Source organism: Aromatoleum toluclasticum ATCC 700605 (assembly GCF_000378245.1).
GTDB lineage: Bacteria > Pseudomonadota > Gammaproteobacteria > Burkholderiales > Rhodocyclaceae > Aromatoleum > Aromatoleum toluclasticum.
The window spans coordinates 239844-255649 of sequence record NZ_KB899491.1 but is presented as its reverse complement, the minus strand read 5'-3'; the positions used below and the strand labels follow the sequence as shown (position 1 = coordinate 255649).

Below are 15806 nucleotides of genomic sequence, written 5' to 3'. Positions count from 1 at the left end.
GTGCTTTCCGGGCGCGCGAACACGCCATTGAGGTCTAACACTTCTGCCACGCAATTTCTCGCTATGTGATCACGATGACTCGCACGCGGTCGCGTCTGCTCGCGTCTGCAATTCTCGCAGCAATCGTAACAATTTGCGTCATCCGGGTGGATTTTCCCACTTACCCGGAAAACGGTACGTGACAGGCTGCTCAGACTCCACACTGCGCGACGAATCCGGGGCGCGGCTCCACGTGCCGCGCGGCACACTTGCGACGACCGCGAGTCCGCTCCAGAATTGAGCGCCGGCGCACGTTTGCACGGCCCAATCATGCATTTCGCAAGGACTCTGCCATGCCGCAAGCGCAACGCAGGCATTTCTCGCGCATCCGCTTCAACACCGGGGCCCGTCTTCTGGCCGGCGACCGCGAATACCCTTGCGAAGTCCGCGACCTGTCGCTCAAGGGGGCCCTGATCCGCTCCGCATCGGACCTGCTCCCCGGCCCGGGCGAGCGCTGCCTGCTCGAAATCGCGCTCGACGAAGAAGGCACCGCGATCCGCATGGAGGGTGACGTCGCACACAGCGAAAATGGCTGCGTCGGACTCGCCTGCCGCGAGATCGATCTCGACAGCATCACCCATCTGCGCAGGCTGCTGGAACTCAATCTCGGCGATCCGGGGCTGCTGCAACGCGAGCTCGGCGTGCTGCAGGCGAACTGAGCAGGGCGATCGCCCCGGAGGACCGAGCGGCCCGGCAGCGGGTCGGGGGCAGTTAATGCTACAATGTTGCATTAACTGCCCCCGACCCGCGATGCCCACCCCGGATACTTCCCCTGCCGCCCATCTGATTGCCGCCTGCGGCGGTCGCGTCACGCGCGCGCGCATCGCCGTGCTCGAGATCCTGCAGAACAGCCCACGCTCGCTGAATCACGACGATGTCGCGGCGCGGCTTGCGGAGGACGGCATGCCCCACGACCGGGTGACGCTGTACCGCACGCTCGACTGGCTCGTCGAACAGGGACTCGCACATCGCGTGATCGGCCCCGATCGCGCGCGACGCTTCAAGGCCGGCGGCGAAACACGCAGCCATCACGCGCACTTCCACTGCGACCGCTGCGGGCACGTGCTGTGCCTCGAATCGATCCGCCCCGAAGAACAATTCACGCTGCCGGCCGGATATCAGCCGGAACGTGCCGAACTGGTGTTCCACGGCACCTGCGCCGATTGCGGCCGCCAGCGAGGGACAAAGATCTGAGCCCCCCGGCCCGGCCCCTCGATACAACAATGACCCGACCCGACGAGACCATGCCCGCCATATCCAGCGATGCGCTACCGCACACGCATCAGCACCACGACCACGGAAGCGGCCATTCGCACGGCACCGCTTCCGCGAGCCCTTTCGCCCCCGCCACCGCGCTGCAGCTCGGCGTCGGCGCCCGCATCACCCTTGCGGCGGCGGCCGCCGCCGTGCTGTGGCTCACCGTAGGCTGGGCGCTCGCATGAACACGCACGACGCCATCCTCGAACTCGACAACCTCACCCTCGGCTACGACCGCCACCCGGCCATTCACCACCTCCGCTGCCGCATCGCCCGCGGGGCGCTGGTCGCGATCGTCGGCCCCAACGGGGCGGGAAAGTCCACGCTTTTCAAGGCGCTGACCGGCGAACTGCAACCCCTGCAAGGGCATTTCCGCGTCAACGCGGGCAAGGAAGGCATTGCCTACCTGCCCCAGCAGAGCGAGCTCGACCGCAGTTTTCCCGTGTCAGTCTTCGACATGGTGTCGATGGGTCTGTGGCGCGAGATCGGCGCATTTCGCGGGCTCAGCCGCAGCCAGGCGGAGCGCGTGCGCACGGCCCTCGCCGCGGTCGGTCTGTCAGGCTTCGAGGCGCGCCAGATCGGCACGCTTTCCGGCGGCCAGCTGCAGCGCGCGCGCTTTGCGCGGATGATGCTGCAGGACGCCAACCTCCTGCTGCTCGACGAACCCTTCAACGCGATCGACGCGCGCACCATCGAGGATCTCGTCGCCCTGATCCTGCAGTGGCATGCCGAAGGCCGGACCATTCTCGCAGTCCTCCACGACCTCACGCTGGTGCGGCACCACTTCCCGGAAACCCTGCTGCTCGCCCGCGAATGCGTCGGTTTCGGCCCGACTGATGAGATCCTCACCCCCGAACACCTCGCCACGGCCCGTCGTCTCGCCGGCGAGTTCGACGCCACCGCTCCGGTGTGCCACCGCCCCGAAGCGGAGGCCGCATGATCGCGGAAGCCCTGTTCGCGCCCTTTGCCGATTTCGAATTCATGCGTCGTGCGCTCGCGGGCTGCCTCGCCCTCGCGCTGGGGGCAACGCCTGTGGGCGTGTTCCTGCTGCTGCGGCGCATGAGCCTGATGGGCGACGCGATGGCGCACGCGATCCTGCCGGGCGCCGCGCTCGGCTACCTCGCCTTCGGCCTGTCGCTCGGTGCGATGACCGTCGGCGGGATCGTCGCCGGGCTCGTCGTCGCACTCGCGGCCGGCCTCGTCGCACGCTCGTCCATCCTCAAGGAGGATGCCAGCCTGGCTGCCTTCTACCTGCTGTCGATCGCCACCGGCGTGATGATCGTGTCGCTGCGCGGGCGCAACCTCGACCTGCTGCACGTGCTGTTCGGCTCCGTGCTTGCACTCGACGACGCCTCGCTGCTGCTGATCAGCGCGATCTCGACCGCGACGCTCGCCGCGCTCGCGCTGTTGTATCGCCCGCTGGTGCTCGAATGCTTCGATGCGGCCTTCCTGCGCGGCGTCAGCGCCTCCAGCCCGATCGCGCACTACGGCTTTCTCGTGCTCGTGGTCCTGAACCTCGTCGCCGGCTTCCACGCCCTCGGCACGCTGATGGCGGTCGGCATCATGATCCTGCCCTCGGCGGCCGCGCGCCTGTGGGTCAAGCGCCTGCCCGCAATGCTCGGCCTCGCCGTCCTCATCGCCTTCATCAGCGGTGTCGGCGGACTGCTCGCCTCCTTCCACGCCGACGTTCCCGCCGGGCCGGCGATCATCCTCGCGGCCGGCATCGTGTACGTGCTGTCGCTCATCCTCGCGCCGGGCGGCATGCTGGGCGCCCGCCTCGACCGCCGCCCCCACCTCGAATCCTGAACTGCTGCACGATCGCATGCGCCACCTCCTGCACCGCCTCTCCCCCTCCCTCCTCGCCCCCCTCCTCGCACTGTTCGGCCTCGCCGCCCATCCCGTGCAGGCAGCCCCCCTCGAAGTGGTCACGAGTTTCAGCATCCTCGGCGACTTCATCCGCCAGGTCGGCGGCGACAGGATCAAGGTGACGACGCTCGTCGCCGCCGACCAGGACGCACACAACTTCCAGCCGCGCCCCTCCGACGCACGCCGCATCGGTACCGCGCAACTGGTCGTCGCCAGCGGTCTCGGATTCGACCCCTGGCTCGAACGGCTGGCGCAGACCGCCGGTTACAAGGGCCGCTTCCTCGTCGCCAGCCAGGGCGTCGAGCCCATCGCTGCCGCCGACGAGCACGACGACGCGCATGGCCATGGCAAGGGATCCCATCAGGACGCCGTCGATCCGCACGCATGGCAGGACGTGGCGCGCACGCAGCGTTACGTCGCGAACATCGCCGACGCGCTCGTGCAGGCCGATCCCACGAACGCGAAGGCCTATCGGGACAATGCCGCGCGCTATGGCGCCGAGCTGAAGGCGCTGGACGGCGAAATCCGCACTGCCCTCGCCGCGGTCCCGGCCGAGCGGCGCAAGGTCGTCAGCGCCCACGACGCCTTCGGCTACTTCGCCCACGCCTACGGCGTGCGTTTCCTCGCCCCGGCCGGCATCAGCAACCAGTCGGAGCCTTCGGCGGCCGGGGTCGCGCAGCTCATCCGCCAGTTGCGGCGCGAGAACGTGCCCGCGGTATTCGTCGAGAGCGTCAGCGACCCGCGGCTGATCGAGCGCATCCGCAAGGAAAGCGGTTCGCGCCTCGGCGGCACGCTGTATTCGGATGCGCTGTCGGCGGCAGACGGCCCGGCGCCGACCTACGTGGCGATGATGCGCCACAACCTGCGTACGCTATTGGACGGAATGACCCCGGGTAGCCGCGATTGAGACCGGCGACCCGGGACCGTTCGGGCCGAGCCTGTCCTGAGCGAAATCGAAGGACTCGGGGCGAACGGTTGTAATTGATCGCCCCGACCGCCTCAGCGCGAGGACGCCGCGAGCAGCGAGCCCGCCGCGACGAACATCCCGCCGAACACGCGGTTCTGTGCCTTCATCATGCGCGGGCTGCGCAGCCAGCGGCGGCAGCGCCCGGCCAGCAGTGCGTAGCAGGACATCACGATCATGTCGACCCCGACCATGGTCGCCGCGATGATGAAGAACTGCGGCCACTGCGGCAGCTGCGGGTCGATGAACTGCGGCACGAGCGCGACCATGAAGACGATCGCCTTGGGATTCGTGAGGTTCACGAGCACGCCCTGCAGATACATGCCGCGGGCGTCGCGCGCCTCCGCACCGTCTTCGAGCAGTTCGACCGGCGCGCGCCATTTGCGCACGCCGAGCCAGATCAGATAAGCGGCCCCGGCGATCTTCACGACCAGGAAGGCCGTCGCCGACGCCGCCAGCACGGCGCCCAGGCCGAGCACGACGATCGCGAGCTGGATCAACAGCGCCGTCTGCAAACCCAGGATCGCGCGCAGCGCGACCGGATAGCCGTGACGCAACCCCGTCGCCATGCTCAGCACCGCACCAGGCCCAGGCGAAACAGCGATCACCACCGACGCGGCAAGAAACGCCAACCACATGTTCCAGCTCATCGCATCCGCTCCCTCTGGTCCTTGTCGCCGTTCAGAAGAACAGCGCGTGCATCATCTTCGCCGACAGCAGCATCAGCACGCCGGCAAAGATCTTTCTCAATACCGCGACCGGAAGCCGGTGCGCGAGCCGAGCGCCCAGCGGCGCGGTCCAGGTGCTCACGACGCTGATCAGCACCAGCGCCGGAAGGTAGATGAAACCGAGGCTGTACGAGGGCATTCCCGTGCTGCCCCAGCCGTTCACCAGATAGCCGACCGTGCCCGCCAGCGCAATCGGCAGGCCGATCGCCGCCGAGGTGCCGATCGCCTGATGCACCTTCACGTTGCACCAGGTCATGAAAGGCACCGACAGCGAACCGCCGCCGATCGCCACGAGCGCGGAAATCCCGCCGATACCGGCCCCCACCGCACTCATCCCGACCGGCCCGGGCAGCTCGCGCGAGGGCTTGGGCTTGACGTTCGCGAGCATCTGCAGCGACACGTAGGCCATGAAGCATGCGAAGAAGATCGCCAGGGGCTTGGACGCTATCCGCGAAGCGATGAAGGTTCCCGCGAAGGTTCCGGCGAGGATCCCCGGCGCGATGAAGCGCACCACGTCCCAGCGCACCGCGCCGTGCTTGTGGTGAGCGCGCAGGCTCGCGATGGAGGTCATCACGATCGCCGCCATCGAGGTGCCGAGCGCCAGATGCACGACACTCTCGCGTGGCATCCCCTGCGCGACGAACAGCGAAGTCAGGACCGGCACCATGATCCCGCCGCCACCGACCCCCAGCAGGCCGGCGAAAAATCCGACGAAGGCCCCCAGCGCGAGGTAGCTCAGCCACCAGACATCGAAATCCATCAATTCCCTTCCCGAGGCTGCGCGGAATCCGCTCCGCGGCGCTCCGGCTCCGGCGCCGGACAAAGCAAAAACAAAAGCAAAAAAGAGGCGCGGACCGAAATCCGCGCCTCTCTCGTTTGGCCCCCGCAGTGTCGCCTCCGTCGGCATCCTGAACCTGGGGTTCAGGGAGGTCGCTTTCCTTCCGCATCAGGCTCACCCGGCTAGGGGCATGCACACCTGCGGTATCCATGGTCCGCGACCAAGTCTCTCGACATTGGTCCAAGGAATCTACGACTTCGACGACACAGCGGGGATTGACCTTACATACACACCAATCCGCGCTAACTACCTGTTAGAAAAGCTTTTCCTGCTGCGCTAGGACTCCATCGAGTCGCGCATTCACGAGACCGATTCTACGCTTCGCGGCCTGCATGTCAAACCCGCCGGAGTGCTGAAACTGCAAAAATTCGTGCGCGATATTCAGCGCGGTCATGACAGCCAGTTTCTCGCCGGACGCGTTGGTGCGCGCCGCAAGGCTGTTCAGCTTCTCTTCGAGGAAGGCGATGGCCGCGAGCAGTCCTTCGCGATCCTCCGGGCGGCAGGCGACGGAATAGGTCTTGCCCAGCAGCGAGATGTCGAGGGTGTCGGTGGGCATGTCAGGATTCCGGCAGTTGCGCGAGCAGTCCTTCGAGTTTTTCCGTCGCGAGACGGACCTTTTCGGCCAGCGTGCGGTTCTCGGCCTCCAGCCGCACGACGCGCGTGCGCAGCTCGCGCCCTTCCGCCCGGCACGATTCGAGCAGGCCGACTATCTGTTCGACCTGATGCTCCAGCTTGTTCAGTTCAGCGTCCATCGGCGGGATGGTAGAGGGCACCTGCGGGGCGGTCAAGGCAGAGGAAGACGCTCACACTGCATCCGACGGCCCCCGTCGGACACATTCCATATGCACGCGGATCACATTCGCCGTGCAAAACCGCCTGGCATCCGGGGATGCCGCCGCCGCAGTCCGCTCGGGATTGCGGCGGCGGCTATCGTTGCGTCAGCGTTGCACCTGGGTGACGTCGCGCACAGCGCCGGTGTCGGCGCTGGTCGTCAGCGCCGCGTAGGCTTGCAGCGCAGCCGACACGACACGCTGGCGATTTGCCGGCTTCCAGGCCTGGCTACCCTTCGCCTCCATCACGGCACGGCGCCGGGCGAGCTCGTCGTCGCTCACCGCCAGGCGGATGCTGCGATTGGGGATGTCGATCTCGATGGTGTCGTCTTCCTCGACCAGCGCGATCGCGCCGCCGCATGCCGCTTCCGGCGAGGCATGGCCGATCGAGAGGCCGGAGGTGCCGCCGGAGAAGCGGCCGTCGGTGAGCAGCGCGCACGCCTTGCCCAGCCCCTTGGACTTCAGGTAGCTCGTCGGGTACAGCATCTCCTGCATGCCGGGGCCGCCTTTCGGACCTTCGTAGCGGATGATCACGACGTCGCCCGCCCCGACCTTGTCGCCGAGGATGCCTTCGACCGCGGCTTCCTGGCTCTCGAACACGCGCGCCTTGCCGGTGAATTTCCAGATCGACTCGTCGACGCCGGCCGTCTTCACGATGCAGCCCTTCTCGGCGATGTTGCCGTACAGCACGGCGAGGCCGCCGTCCTGGGTGAAGGCGTTGGCGCGGTCGCGGATGATGCCCTTGGAGCGGTCCATGTCGAGCTCGTTCCAGCGGCGGTTCTGCGAGAACGCGACCTGGGTCGGCACGCCGCCCGGCGCAGCCTTGTAGAATTCGAACACGGCGTTGTCGTGCGCCTGCATGATGTCCCAGCGCGCGATCGCTTCGCCCAGGGTCTTGCTATGCACGGTCGGCACTTCGGCGTGCAGCAGCCCGGCACGATTGATCTCGCCGAGGATGCCCATGATGCCGCCGGCACGATGCACATCCTCGATATGCACGTCGGCCACCGCGGGCGCAACCTTGCACAGGCAAGGCACCTTGCGCGAGACGCGGTCGATGTCGGCCATCGTGAAATCGACCTGAGCCTCGCGGGCGGCGGCCAGCAGGTGCAGCACGGTGTTGGTCGAACCGCCCATCGCGACGTCGAGGCTGATCGCGTTCTCGAAGGCCTTGAAGCTCGCGATCGAGCGCGGCAGGACCGAGGCGTCGTCCTGCTCGTACCAGCGGCGCGCCATGTCGACGATCGTGCGGCCGGCCTTGCGGAAGAGCTGTTCGCGGTCGGCGTGGGTCGCGAGCACGGTGCCGTTGCCCGGCAGCGACAGGCCCAGCGCCTCGGTGAGGCAGTTCATCGAGTTGGCCGTGAACATGCCGGAACACGAGCCGCAGGTCGGGCAGGCGGAACGCTCGACGGCGTCGACTTCCTCGTCCGAGCAGGCGCTGTCGGCGGCCTTGACCATCGCGTCGACGAGGTCGAGCGAGATCACCTTGGCTTCCCACTTGACCTTGCCCGCCTCCATCGGACCGCCCGAGACGAAGATCGCCGGGATGTTGAGGCGCAGCGCGGCCATCAGCATCCCCGGGGTGATCTTGTCGCAGTTCGAGATGCACACCAGCGCGTCGGCCGTGTGCGCGTTCACCATGTACTCGACGCTGTCGGCGATCAGCTCGCGCGAGGGCAGCGAATACAGCATGCCGCCGTGGCCCATGGCGATACCGTCATCGACGGCGATGGTGTTGAACTCCTTGGCGACGCCGCCCGAGGCTTCGATCTCGCGCGCGACGAGCTGGCCGAGATCCTTCAGGTGCACATGCCCCGGGACGAACTGCGTGAAGCTGTTGGCGATGGCGATGATCGGCTTTTCGAAGTCGCCGTCCTTCATGCCGGTGGCGCGCCACAATGCGCGGGCGCCCGCCATGTTGCGGCCGGCAGTGGAGGTACGGGAACGATACTGGGGCATGGTGTCCTCTACTCAGGGTTCGGGCGCACGCTGCATCGGCGATGCGTCACGCGGAATCAAGTCTTGGAATTCTAACCGAAGGGAAACGGCGCTCGGCTATCATTGCCCACCCAAGCCCCTGCCCCGACACCCACGATAACCATGACCGAGCAAAGCGCCTCCGACTCCGCCACCGAGGGTTTCGACCTCGATCCGATAGAAATCCGCGTGCTAGGCGTGCTGATCGAAAAAGCCTTCGTGACGCCGGACGCCTATCCCTTGTCCCTGAACGGCATCGTCACCGGCTGCAACCAGCTTACGGGGCGCGAGCCCGTGATGAGCCTGTCGGACGGCGAAGTCCAGGCCGCGGTCGACAGCCTCATGACGCGCAAGCTGGTGTCGCGGCGCGATCAGGCGAGCGGACGCGTGTCGAAGTACGAGCACCTCGTGCGCCTGCGCCACTCGCTGCCGCCTGCCGAACAGGCCGTCCTCGCGGTGCTGCTGCTGCGGGGGGCGCAGACGGCAGGTGAAATCCGCCAGCGCGCGGAACGCATGCACCGCTTCGACGACATCGGCGCGGTCGAGGCGGTGCTGGAGCACCTCGCGGAAAAATACCCGCCCATGGCCGACGCCCTGCCGCGCGCACCGGGCACGAAGGAGACGCGCTACGCGCACCTGCTGGGCGGAACGGCGGCCTTCGAGGCGATGGGCGAATCGCTGGCTGGCGCACCCGCCGGAGGCGTGGCACGCGGACGCACGAGCGAACTGGAAGAAGAGGTGCGCTGCCTGCGCGAGGAACTCGACCGCCTGCGCAGCGAATTCGACACCTTCCGCGCCCAGTTCGACTGAAGCGGAGGGCGTGTCGACCATGCTGATCCATCCGCAGTTCGATCCCGTCGCACTGTCGCTCGGCCCGCTGTCGGTGCGCTGGTACGGCTTGATGTATCTCGTCGCGTTCGTGCTGTTCATGGTGCTCGGGCGCATTCATGCGCGCCGCCGTCCCGAAACGGGATGGACGCCGCAGCAGATCGATGACCTGCTGATGTACGGAATGCTGGGCGTCGTGATCGGCGGGCGGCTGGGCGAAGTGCTGTTCTTCCAGCCGGCTTACTATCTGGCCCGTCCGGCCGAGATCCTCGCCGTGTGGAAAGGGGGCATGAGCTTTCACGGCGGCTTCCTCGGCGTGCTGGTCGCGATGTGGCTGTACGGCCGACGCACGGGCAAAGGGTTCTGGAACGTCACGGATTTCATTGCGCCGCTCGTGCCGACCGGCCTCGCCGCGGGGCGCATCGGCAACTTCATCAATGGCGAGCTGTGGGGCCGGCCGGTGGACGGCGACCTGCCCTGGGCGATGATCTATCCGTGGGTCGACAATCTGCCGCGCCATCCTTCGCAGCTGTACCAGGCCGCCGGCGAGGGCCTGCTGCTGTTCGTGCTGCTGTGGCTGTATGCGGCAAGTCCGCGCCCTGCGAGGGCTGTGTCGGCGATGTTCCTGGTCGGATACGCAATTCTGCGCTTCACGGCGGAATTCTTCCGCACCCCGGACCCGGGGATTTTCGGCATTCTCTCGATGGGGCTGTCGACGGCACAGTGGCTGTGCGTGCCGATGTTGGTCGCCGGGGTGTGGTTGCTCGCGGCGAGTCATGGCAAAGGGGCGGGCGCCCGCTGAGGAATCGACAGCACCGGCGCAGCCGGGTGCAACAGAATGACCGGATGACATGAGCAGCATGAAAGCTCCGTGCGAAAGTTCGCACGATGACATGTACATTTCTGGCACGATGACGCAAAGGAGAGTGCAGATGGCACCCGGATTGGTATCGCGCAGTCTTTCGAAAGTCCGCGAAATCGTCGCCGGCGCTGCCGCCCGCAACGGCGAACCGACCGAGAAGCAGCTGGGCCGGATTCGGCGGCTGCTGCACGAATGCGCGGAAAACCGCGGCGGCGAGGTGTCGACGCGCGTCCGCGCGGCCCGCCTTGCCGACACCTACCTGAAGCTCGACGACGCCGGCCGCCATGCCTTCCTGCGCATCATCGCACTGGAGTTCGGCCCTGAGCCGGCACGCATCGCCAAGGCGCACGAGGCTTATCAGGCAGCCGTCGGCACGCCGAAGCAGTGGGATGCGGAGGCGCAGCTGCGCGCGGCGATGCGCTCGTCGCGCATCCGCATCCTGACCCAGTTCAACGCGATTCCCCAGGGGGTGAAGTTCCTGGTGGACCTGCGCGCCGACCTGCTGCGCTTCCTCGACGACGACAAGGAACTGAAGTCGCTCGACCGCGAACTCGAGGCGCGCCTCACGGCGTGGTTCGATGTCGGCTTCCTCGAGCTTGCGCGGGTGACGTGGAACTCGCCCGCGGCGCTGCTGGAGAAGATCGTCCAGTACGAGGCGGTGCACGAGATCCGCTCGTGGAAGGATCTGAAGAACCGGCTCGGCTCGGACCGCCGCTGCTATGCGTTCTTCCATCCGCGCATGCCGCAGGAACCGCTCATCTTCGTCGAGATCGCGCTGCTCGACGCCCTCGCCGACAACGTCCAGAAGCTGCTCGACGAGAACGCGCCGGCAGCCGACACCGAGCGTGCCGACACGGCGATCTTCTATTCGATCAGCGCCACACAGGACGGGCTGCGGGGAGTTTCCTTCGGCAATTTCCTGCTCAAGCGCGTCGTCGACGACCTGCAGCGCGATTTCCCCCGCCTGAAGACCTTTGCGACGCTGTCGCCGATCCCCGGCCTCGTGAAGTGGGCGACGAAGAATCGCAAGGAGATCGTGGCCGCGTTCGGCGAAGAGGACTGGAAACGCCTCGCAGCCGCCGGCATCGAAGGGCCTGAATCCCCCCTCCTCGCCCAGGTGTTTGCCGGCAACCCCGGGTGGGCCGACGACGCGAAACTCACCCGCGCGCTGCGCGATCCGTTGCTCAAGGCCGCCGCCACCTACCTCCTCGAAGCCAAGCGCGACAAGCTGCCGCTGGATTCGGTCGCGCGCTTCCATCTCGGCAACGGCGCCCGCGTCGAGCGGCTCAACTGGCTCGCGGACACCTCCGTGAAGGGGCTCGACCAGTCGTGGGGCGTCATGGTCAATTATCTGTACGATCCTGACCGCATCGTCGCCAACGTCGAGTCCTTCGTGGACACGGGCCACATCGACGCCGCCACAGGGGTCAGGCGCCTGACCCGACGATAAGCACAGGAACCGCTCCGATCGTGAAGCTCTCGCTCCGTCTCAGCTCGATCCGCATGCGACTGCTGCTCGCCAGCACCGTGGTGCAGGTCGTGCTGTTGACGCTGCTGCTCGCGAACAGCGTCCGCCTGATGAACCAGGCGACGAACGCGAGCCTCAACACGCTCGTCAACCAGAACGCCACGATGCTGCATGCGATGGCGGTCGCGTACGGCGACATGGGCGAGTTCGACGCCCTGCAGGACGTGCTCGGCGAACTACTGAGCGAAGCCGACGAAGGCCTCATCTATGTGCGCATCGTCGCGCCGGACCGGCGCGTGCTCGTCAATGCCGGGTTGCCCGACACGCAGGCATTGCCCGACGTAGACCAAGGCAACGCGCGGGGCGGCACCGGCGGAGGGGTCGTGCACGTGCGCCGGCCGCTGTTGCTCGAACGCAACGAAGTCGGGTTCCTGCAGTTCGGCGTATCCGTGTCGGTCCTAGCGGCGGCGCGCAAGGCGATCACCGAACAGGGCGCGGCCATTGCTCTGGCGGAGCTCCTGCTGACCTTCGGCCTGCTTTCGGGCATCGGCTACCTGCTGACGCGCAACCTGAGCCGCCTGCTCGCGGGCAGCGAGGCGATTGCGGCGGGCAAGCTGGATCACCGCCTGCCCGAAAACGGCCACGACGAACTCGCCCGCCTGGCACGGCGTTTCAACGTGATGGCTGCGAACCTGCAGGACCGCATCGGCGAGCTGCAGGACTCGGCCGAGCGCCTGAAGGCGAGCGAACAGCGCTACGAGCTGGCGATCCATGGTGCGCACGACGGACTGTGGGACTGGAACATCACCGAGGGGCAGGTCTACTGTTCGCCGCGTTACTGCGAGATCGCGGGCCTGACGGCCGGGCGCCTTTACCACAGCCCCGACGAGGTCCTCGCCGGCATCCATCCCGACGATGCGCCGGGCTACCGGGCGAAGATGATCGAGCACCTGAAGGGCTTCAGTACCCAGTTCAAGTGCGAATACCGTGCGCGCCAACAGGACGGCAGCCACCGCTGGGTCATGACGCGAGGAGTCGCCGTGCGCGGCGGCGACGACCGCGCGGTGCGCATGGCCGGATCGATCAGCGACGTGCACGATCACAAGCTGGCACAGGTCCGCCTGCAGTACGACGCCCTGCACGACGGCCTGAGCGGGCTGCCGAACCGCGCCCTGTTCCTCGAACACGTGCGCAGCGCCCTCGGGCAGCAGCGCCGTGTGGGCGGGCAGGACTTCGCGGTGCTGGCGATCAACCTGCAGCGTTTCCGGCTGGTGAATGACAGCTTCGGTCACGAGGCGGGCGATGCGCTGCTGCGCCAGGTTGCGCGCACGCTCCAGGAAACGCTGCGCTACGGCGACATCGCGGCACGAGTCGGCGGCGACCAGTTCGCGCTGCTGCTCAACCGCATCGAGAATCCCGCCGAGGCCCTGCGCCTTGCCGAAGCGCTGCGCGAGCGCCTGTCCAAGCCGACCAGTGTCGCGGGCCAGATCCTGTATCCGAAGTTCCGCATCGGCATGGCGCTGAGCAGCGACTACCAGGACAGCGAAAGCGGCGACACGATGTTGCGCGACGCGGACAACGCCTTGCAGCGCACCCGCCAGCGCGGCGGAGACTCGGTGGCGATCTTCCATGCCTCCATGCACGCGCAGGCGCTCGAAAGCCTGCAACTCGAGGGCGACCTGCGCGACGCGCTGACACGCAACGAGCTCAGCGTACATTTCCAGCCCATCGTCGCGCTCGACAGTGGCTCGATCGCGAGCTTCGAGGCCCTGGTGCGCTGGCGCCACCCCAGCCGCGGCATGCTGCCACCGAATCTCTTCGTGCCGCTGGCCGAAACGCTGGGGCTCATCCATGAACTCGACATGCTGGTGTTGACGCGCGCCTGCGAGCGCATCGCCCAGTGGCGAGAGCGCGCATGCAGCGACGCCGCATTACCCAGGGTCAGCGTCAATCTCTCGGCGACGCAGTTCGCGCGCCCGGACCTGGCCGGCGAGATCATCGCCGAGGTGGACCGCCACGGACTGCCGCGGGAAATGCTGCGCTTCGAGGTCACCGAAAGCGTACTCGCCGAGCCGGAAGGGCCCGCCGCCGAGATACTGCAGAAGCTGCGCACGGCAGGCATGTCGGTGTTGATCGACGACTTCGGTACGGGCTACTCGGCGCTGAGCTACCTGCACACGATTCCCTGCGACCTGGTGAAGCTCGATGGATCCTTCGTGCGTTCGCTGGAACACGACGAGCGCCTGCGTGCGATCGTCGCATGGAGCATAAAACTCGCCCACGACCTCGGCATGCGCGTGGTCGCGGAGTGCATCGAAACGACGCGTCAGGCCGAACTGCTGCTCGGGATGGAATGCGATTACGGCCAGGGCTACCTGTTCGCGCGCCCGCTCGATGAAGACGCCGTCGAACAATTGCTGTTCGGCCAACAGTTGGCCCAGGAGGCCAGTGCATGAGCTTGATGAGGCTGCTCCGCCGCAGCGTCGCGATGATGCTCCTCGCGGTCGCCGTCGCACCCGCACATGCCGAAGCGGACGCGCCGGCCTACCCGCCGCGGTTCGAGCTGTCCGGCTTCGGCACGCTCGGCGCCGTGACCACGGACAACAAGGACGTCTGGTTCATGCGCTACGGCGTCAATTACCCGGGCAAGAAGGATCCGGACTTCAGTCCGGACAGTCTCGTAGGCATACAGGGCAGCCTGCGCCTCACGCCCTACAACGACATCACGCTGCAAGGACTGGTGCGCGAGGACGGTGACGCGAGCCAGGATCCGCAACTCACGCTCGCCTTCTTCCGGCAGACGCTCGCTCCGGGCCTGTCGGTGCGCGTCGGGCGCGTTCGCGTGCCCTTCTTCATGCTGTCGGATTCGCTCTATGTGAATTACGCGAATCCGTGGGTGCGACCGCCGGTGGAAGTCTACGGACTCAATCCGTTCAACGACCTCGACGGCCTGGACTTCATCTACAACGCGCGCCTGGGCGCTTTCGACATCGAGGTCCATCCCTATTACGGCGGCGGCCGCATTCCGTTTCCCCAAGGCAGGGCGCGCCTGAAAGAGGCCCTCGGCCTGAACCTCGGGCTGAGCCGCGGCGATTTCTCGCTACACTTGGGCCACGGCGAAGGCAGGTTCACGCTCGAGCGCGGCGACACGCTGTTCCTCGCGGTCTCGAACATCCTGCAGCGGACCGGCCAGGGCGAGGTGATCTCCGACCTGTCGGGCACGCAGGGCCGCACGAGCTTCGATTCGGTCGGCGTGCAATGGGACGACGGCAGCTGGCAGCTCATCGGCGAGTACGCGCGGCGCAAGACCAACCGCTATGCGGCAAGCGCGCACGGCTGGTACCTGAGCCTGGGCCGGCGCTTCGGCCCGGTGATGCCGTACATGGTGGTGGCCCGCCAGACGCTGGACGACCAGTTTGCCGAGGCCACGCTGCCGCCCGGGCGACTTGCGGCGCTGTGGAACCTGTTTCTGGTATCGCGTAACAACGCCCAGCGCAGCATCACCCTCGGCGCCCGCTGGGAGCTCGCCGCCTTCGCTGCAGTGAAGGCCGAAGTCACGCAGGCGAGGCCCGACGCCGACTCCTGGGGTTCATATGCGCCGCGCTTCGATGCGCAGACGACGCGCATCGGCGGCCGCACGCTGAACACATTCAGCCTGTCGGTTGACGTGAGCTTCTGAGGGGATGCCGGTGATCCGCATCGTTCGCATCTGTTTCCTCGCCTTCTCGCTGCTGGCACCGCCCTGCGTGTTCGCGCAGATCGTCATCGTCGCGGGCGCCCACAGCCCCCTGCCGGAACTTGCGCTCGAACAGGCGGAACAGTTCTACCTCGGCCGCGCACACACGCTACCCGACGGCAGCGTCGTGACCCTGGCGGACCTGCCTCCGGGTTCGATCCGCGATCACTTCTACCAGCAGCTGACGCGCAAAAACTACAGCCAGATCCGCGCCTATTGGTCACGGATGGTGTTCACCGGGCGCGCGCTGCCGCCCCAGCAAGCCGACAGCGTGGCCGAGCTGCGTCAATGGCTCGCGGCGCAACCCAACCTCATCGGCTACATGCCCGCCGCCGAGGCGGACGGGCGCGTGAAGGTGCTGTTGCGCCTGCCCTGACGCGCACTCCCGCCCTGAACCCGCGACGGACCCGGGT

17 protein-coding genes are annotated in these 15806 nt (G+C 67.0%); 12 read left to right on the top strand and 5 right to left on the bottom strand.

Annotated features, from left to right (window positions below; all coding sequences use genetic code 11):
- Positions 1-332 precede the first annotated feature (332 nt).
- The 6 genes from F464_RS0101220 to F464_RS0101195 all read left to right on the top strand — a co-directional run bounded on the left by F464_RS0101220 (position 333) and on the right by F464_RS0101195 (position 4069).
- The gene (locus F464_RS0101220; protein WP_018987942.1) at positions 333-698 is read left to right on the top strand and encodes a PilZ domain-containing protein; all 366 of its coding nucleotides are present in this window, start codon (positions 333-335) and stop codon (positions 696-698) included.
- Between the two features lie 91 nt (positions 699-789).
- Positions 790-1233, top strand: a complete 444-nt coding sequence (locus tag F464_RS0101215) for a Fur family transcriptional regulator (protein WP_018987941.1) — start codon at positions 790-792, stop codon at positions 1231-1233.
- Positions 1234-1262: 29 nt separating this feature from the next.
- The gene (locus F464_RS27715) at positions 1263-1481 is read left to right on the top strand and encodes a hypothetical protein (protein ID WP_018987940.1); all 219 of its coding nucleotides are present in this window, start codon (positions 1263-1265) and stop codon (positions 1479-1481) included.
- Positions 1478-2236 carry a zinc ABC transporter ATP-binding protein AztA gene (gene aztA, locus F464_RS0101205; RefSeq protein WP_018987939.1) on the top strand — a complete coding sequence of 253 codons (759 nt, stop codon included), beginning with the start codon at positions 1478-1480 and terminating at the stop codon, positions 2234-2236. The genes F464_RS27715 and aztA overlap by 4 nt, the downstream gene beginning before the upstream one ends.
- The gene (locus F464_RS0101200; RefSeq protein ID WP_018987938.1) at positions 2233-3102 is read left to right on the top strand and encodes a metal ABC transporter permease; all 870 of its coding nucleotides are present in this window, start codon (positions 2233-2235) and stop codon (positions 3100-3102) included. Before aztA ends, F464_RS0101200 begins: the two co-directional genes overlap by 4 nt.
- 16 nt (positions 3103-3118) lie before the next feature.
- Positions 3119-4069: a metal ABC transporter substrate-binding protein gene (locus tag F464_RS0101195; RefSeq protein ID WP_018987937.1), complete on the top strand. Its 951-nt coding sequence runs from the start codon at positions 3119-3121 to the stop codon at positions 4067-4069.
- A gap of 92 nt (positions 4070-4161) precedes the next feature.
- Here F464_RS0101195 and rhtB read toward each other — a convergent pair whose 3' ends face one another.
- The 5 genes from rhtB to ilvD all read right to left on the bottom strand — a co-directional run bounded on the left by rhtB (position 4162) and on the right by ilvD (position 8481).
- Positions 4162-4776 carry a homoserine/homoserine lactone efflux protein gene (gene rhtB / locus F464_RS0101190; protein ID WP_018987936.1) on the bottom strand — a complete coding sequence of 205 codons (615 nt, stop codon included), beginning with the start codon at positions 4774-4776 and terminating at the stop codon, positions 4162-4164.
- 31 nt (positions 4777-4807) lie between these two features.
- Complete coding sequence (locus F464_RS0101185; protein ID WP_018987935.1) at positions 4808-5614, bottom strand: sulfite exporter TauE/SafE family protein; 807 nt, start codon at positions 5612-5614, stop codon at positions 4808-4810.
- A 331-nt stretch (positions 5615-5945) separates the two neighbouring features.
- A complete protein-coding gene (locus tag F464_RS0101180) occupies positions 5946-6248 on the bottom strand; it encodes a cell division protein ZapA (protein WP_018987934.1) in 303 nt (100 codons plus the stop codon).
- A 1-nt stretch (position 6249) separates the two neighbouring features.
- Positions 6250-6444: a hypothetical protein gene (locus F464_RS0101175; RefSeq protein ID WP_018987933.1), complete on the bottom strand. Its 195-nt coding sequence runs from the start codon at positions 6442-6444 to the stop codon at positions 6250-6252.
- 186 nt (positions 6445-6630) lie between these two features.
- The gene (gene ilvD, locus F464_RS0101170) at positions 6631-8481 is read right to left on the bottom strand and encodes a dihydroxy-acid dehydratase (protein WP_018987932.1); all 1851 of its coding nucleotides are present in this window, start codon (positions 8479-8481) and stop codon (positions 6631-6633) included.
- 141 nt (positions 8482-8622) lie between these two features.
- Here ilvD and F464_RS0101165 point away from each other — a divergent pair, with 141 nt between their 5' ends.
- The 6 genes from F464_RS0101165 (at position 8623) to F464_RS0101140 (ending at position 15769) form a co-directional block, all read left to right on the top strand.
- The gene (locus F464_RS0101165) at positions 8623-9309 is read left to right on the top strand and encodes a YceH family protein (RefSeq protein WP_018987931.1); all 687 of its coding nucleotides are present in this window, start codon (positions 8623-8625) and stop codon (positions 9307-9309) included.
- Positions 9310-9328: 19 nt separating this feature from the next.
- Positions 9329-10129 (top strand): prolipoprotein diacylglyceryl transferase, encoded by an 801-nt coding sequence (gene lgt, locus F464_RS0101160; RefSeq protein WP_018987930.1) that lies wholly within the window; start codon positions 9329-9331, stop codon positions 10127-10129.
- Between the two features lie 130 nt (positions 10130-10259).
- Positions 10260-11639 carry a malonyl-CoA decarboxylase gene (locus tag F464_RS0101155; protein WP_018987929.1) on the top strand — a complete coding sequence of 460 codons (1380 nt, stop codon included), beginning with the start codon at positions 10260-10262 and terminating at the stop codon, positions 11637-11639.
- Positions 11640-11659: 20 nt separating this feature from the next.
- Positions 11660-14113, top strand: coding sequence for an EAL domain-containing protein (locus F464_RS0101150; RefSeq protein ID WP_018987928.1), 2454 nt, complete (start codon positions 11660-11662; stop codon positions 14111-14113).
- Positions 14110-15336 carry a hypothetical protein gene (locus F464_RS0101145; RefSeq protein WP_018987927.1) on the top strand — a complete coding sequence of 409 codons (1227 nt, stop codon included), beginning with the start codon at positions 14110-14112 and terminating at the stop codon, positions 15334-15336. The genes F464_RS0101150 and F464_RS0101145 overlap by 4 nt, the downstream gene beginning before the upstream one ends.
- Positions 15337-15340: 4 nt before the next feature.
- The gene (locus F464_RS0101140) at positions 15341-15769 is read left to right on the top strand and encodes a hypothetical protein (RefSeq protein WP_018987926.1); all 429 of its coding nucleotides are present in this window, start codon (positions 15341-15343) and stop codon (positions 15767-15769) included.
- Positions 15770-15806: the final 37 nt, after the last annotated feature.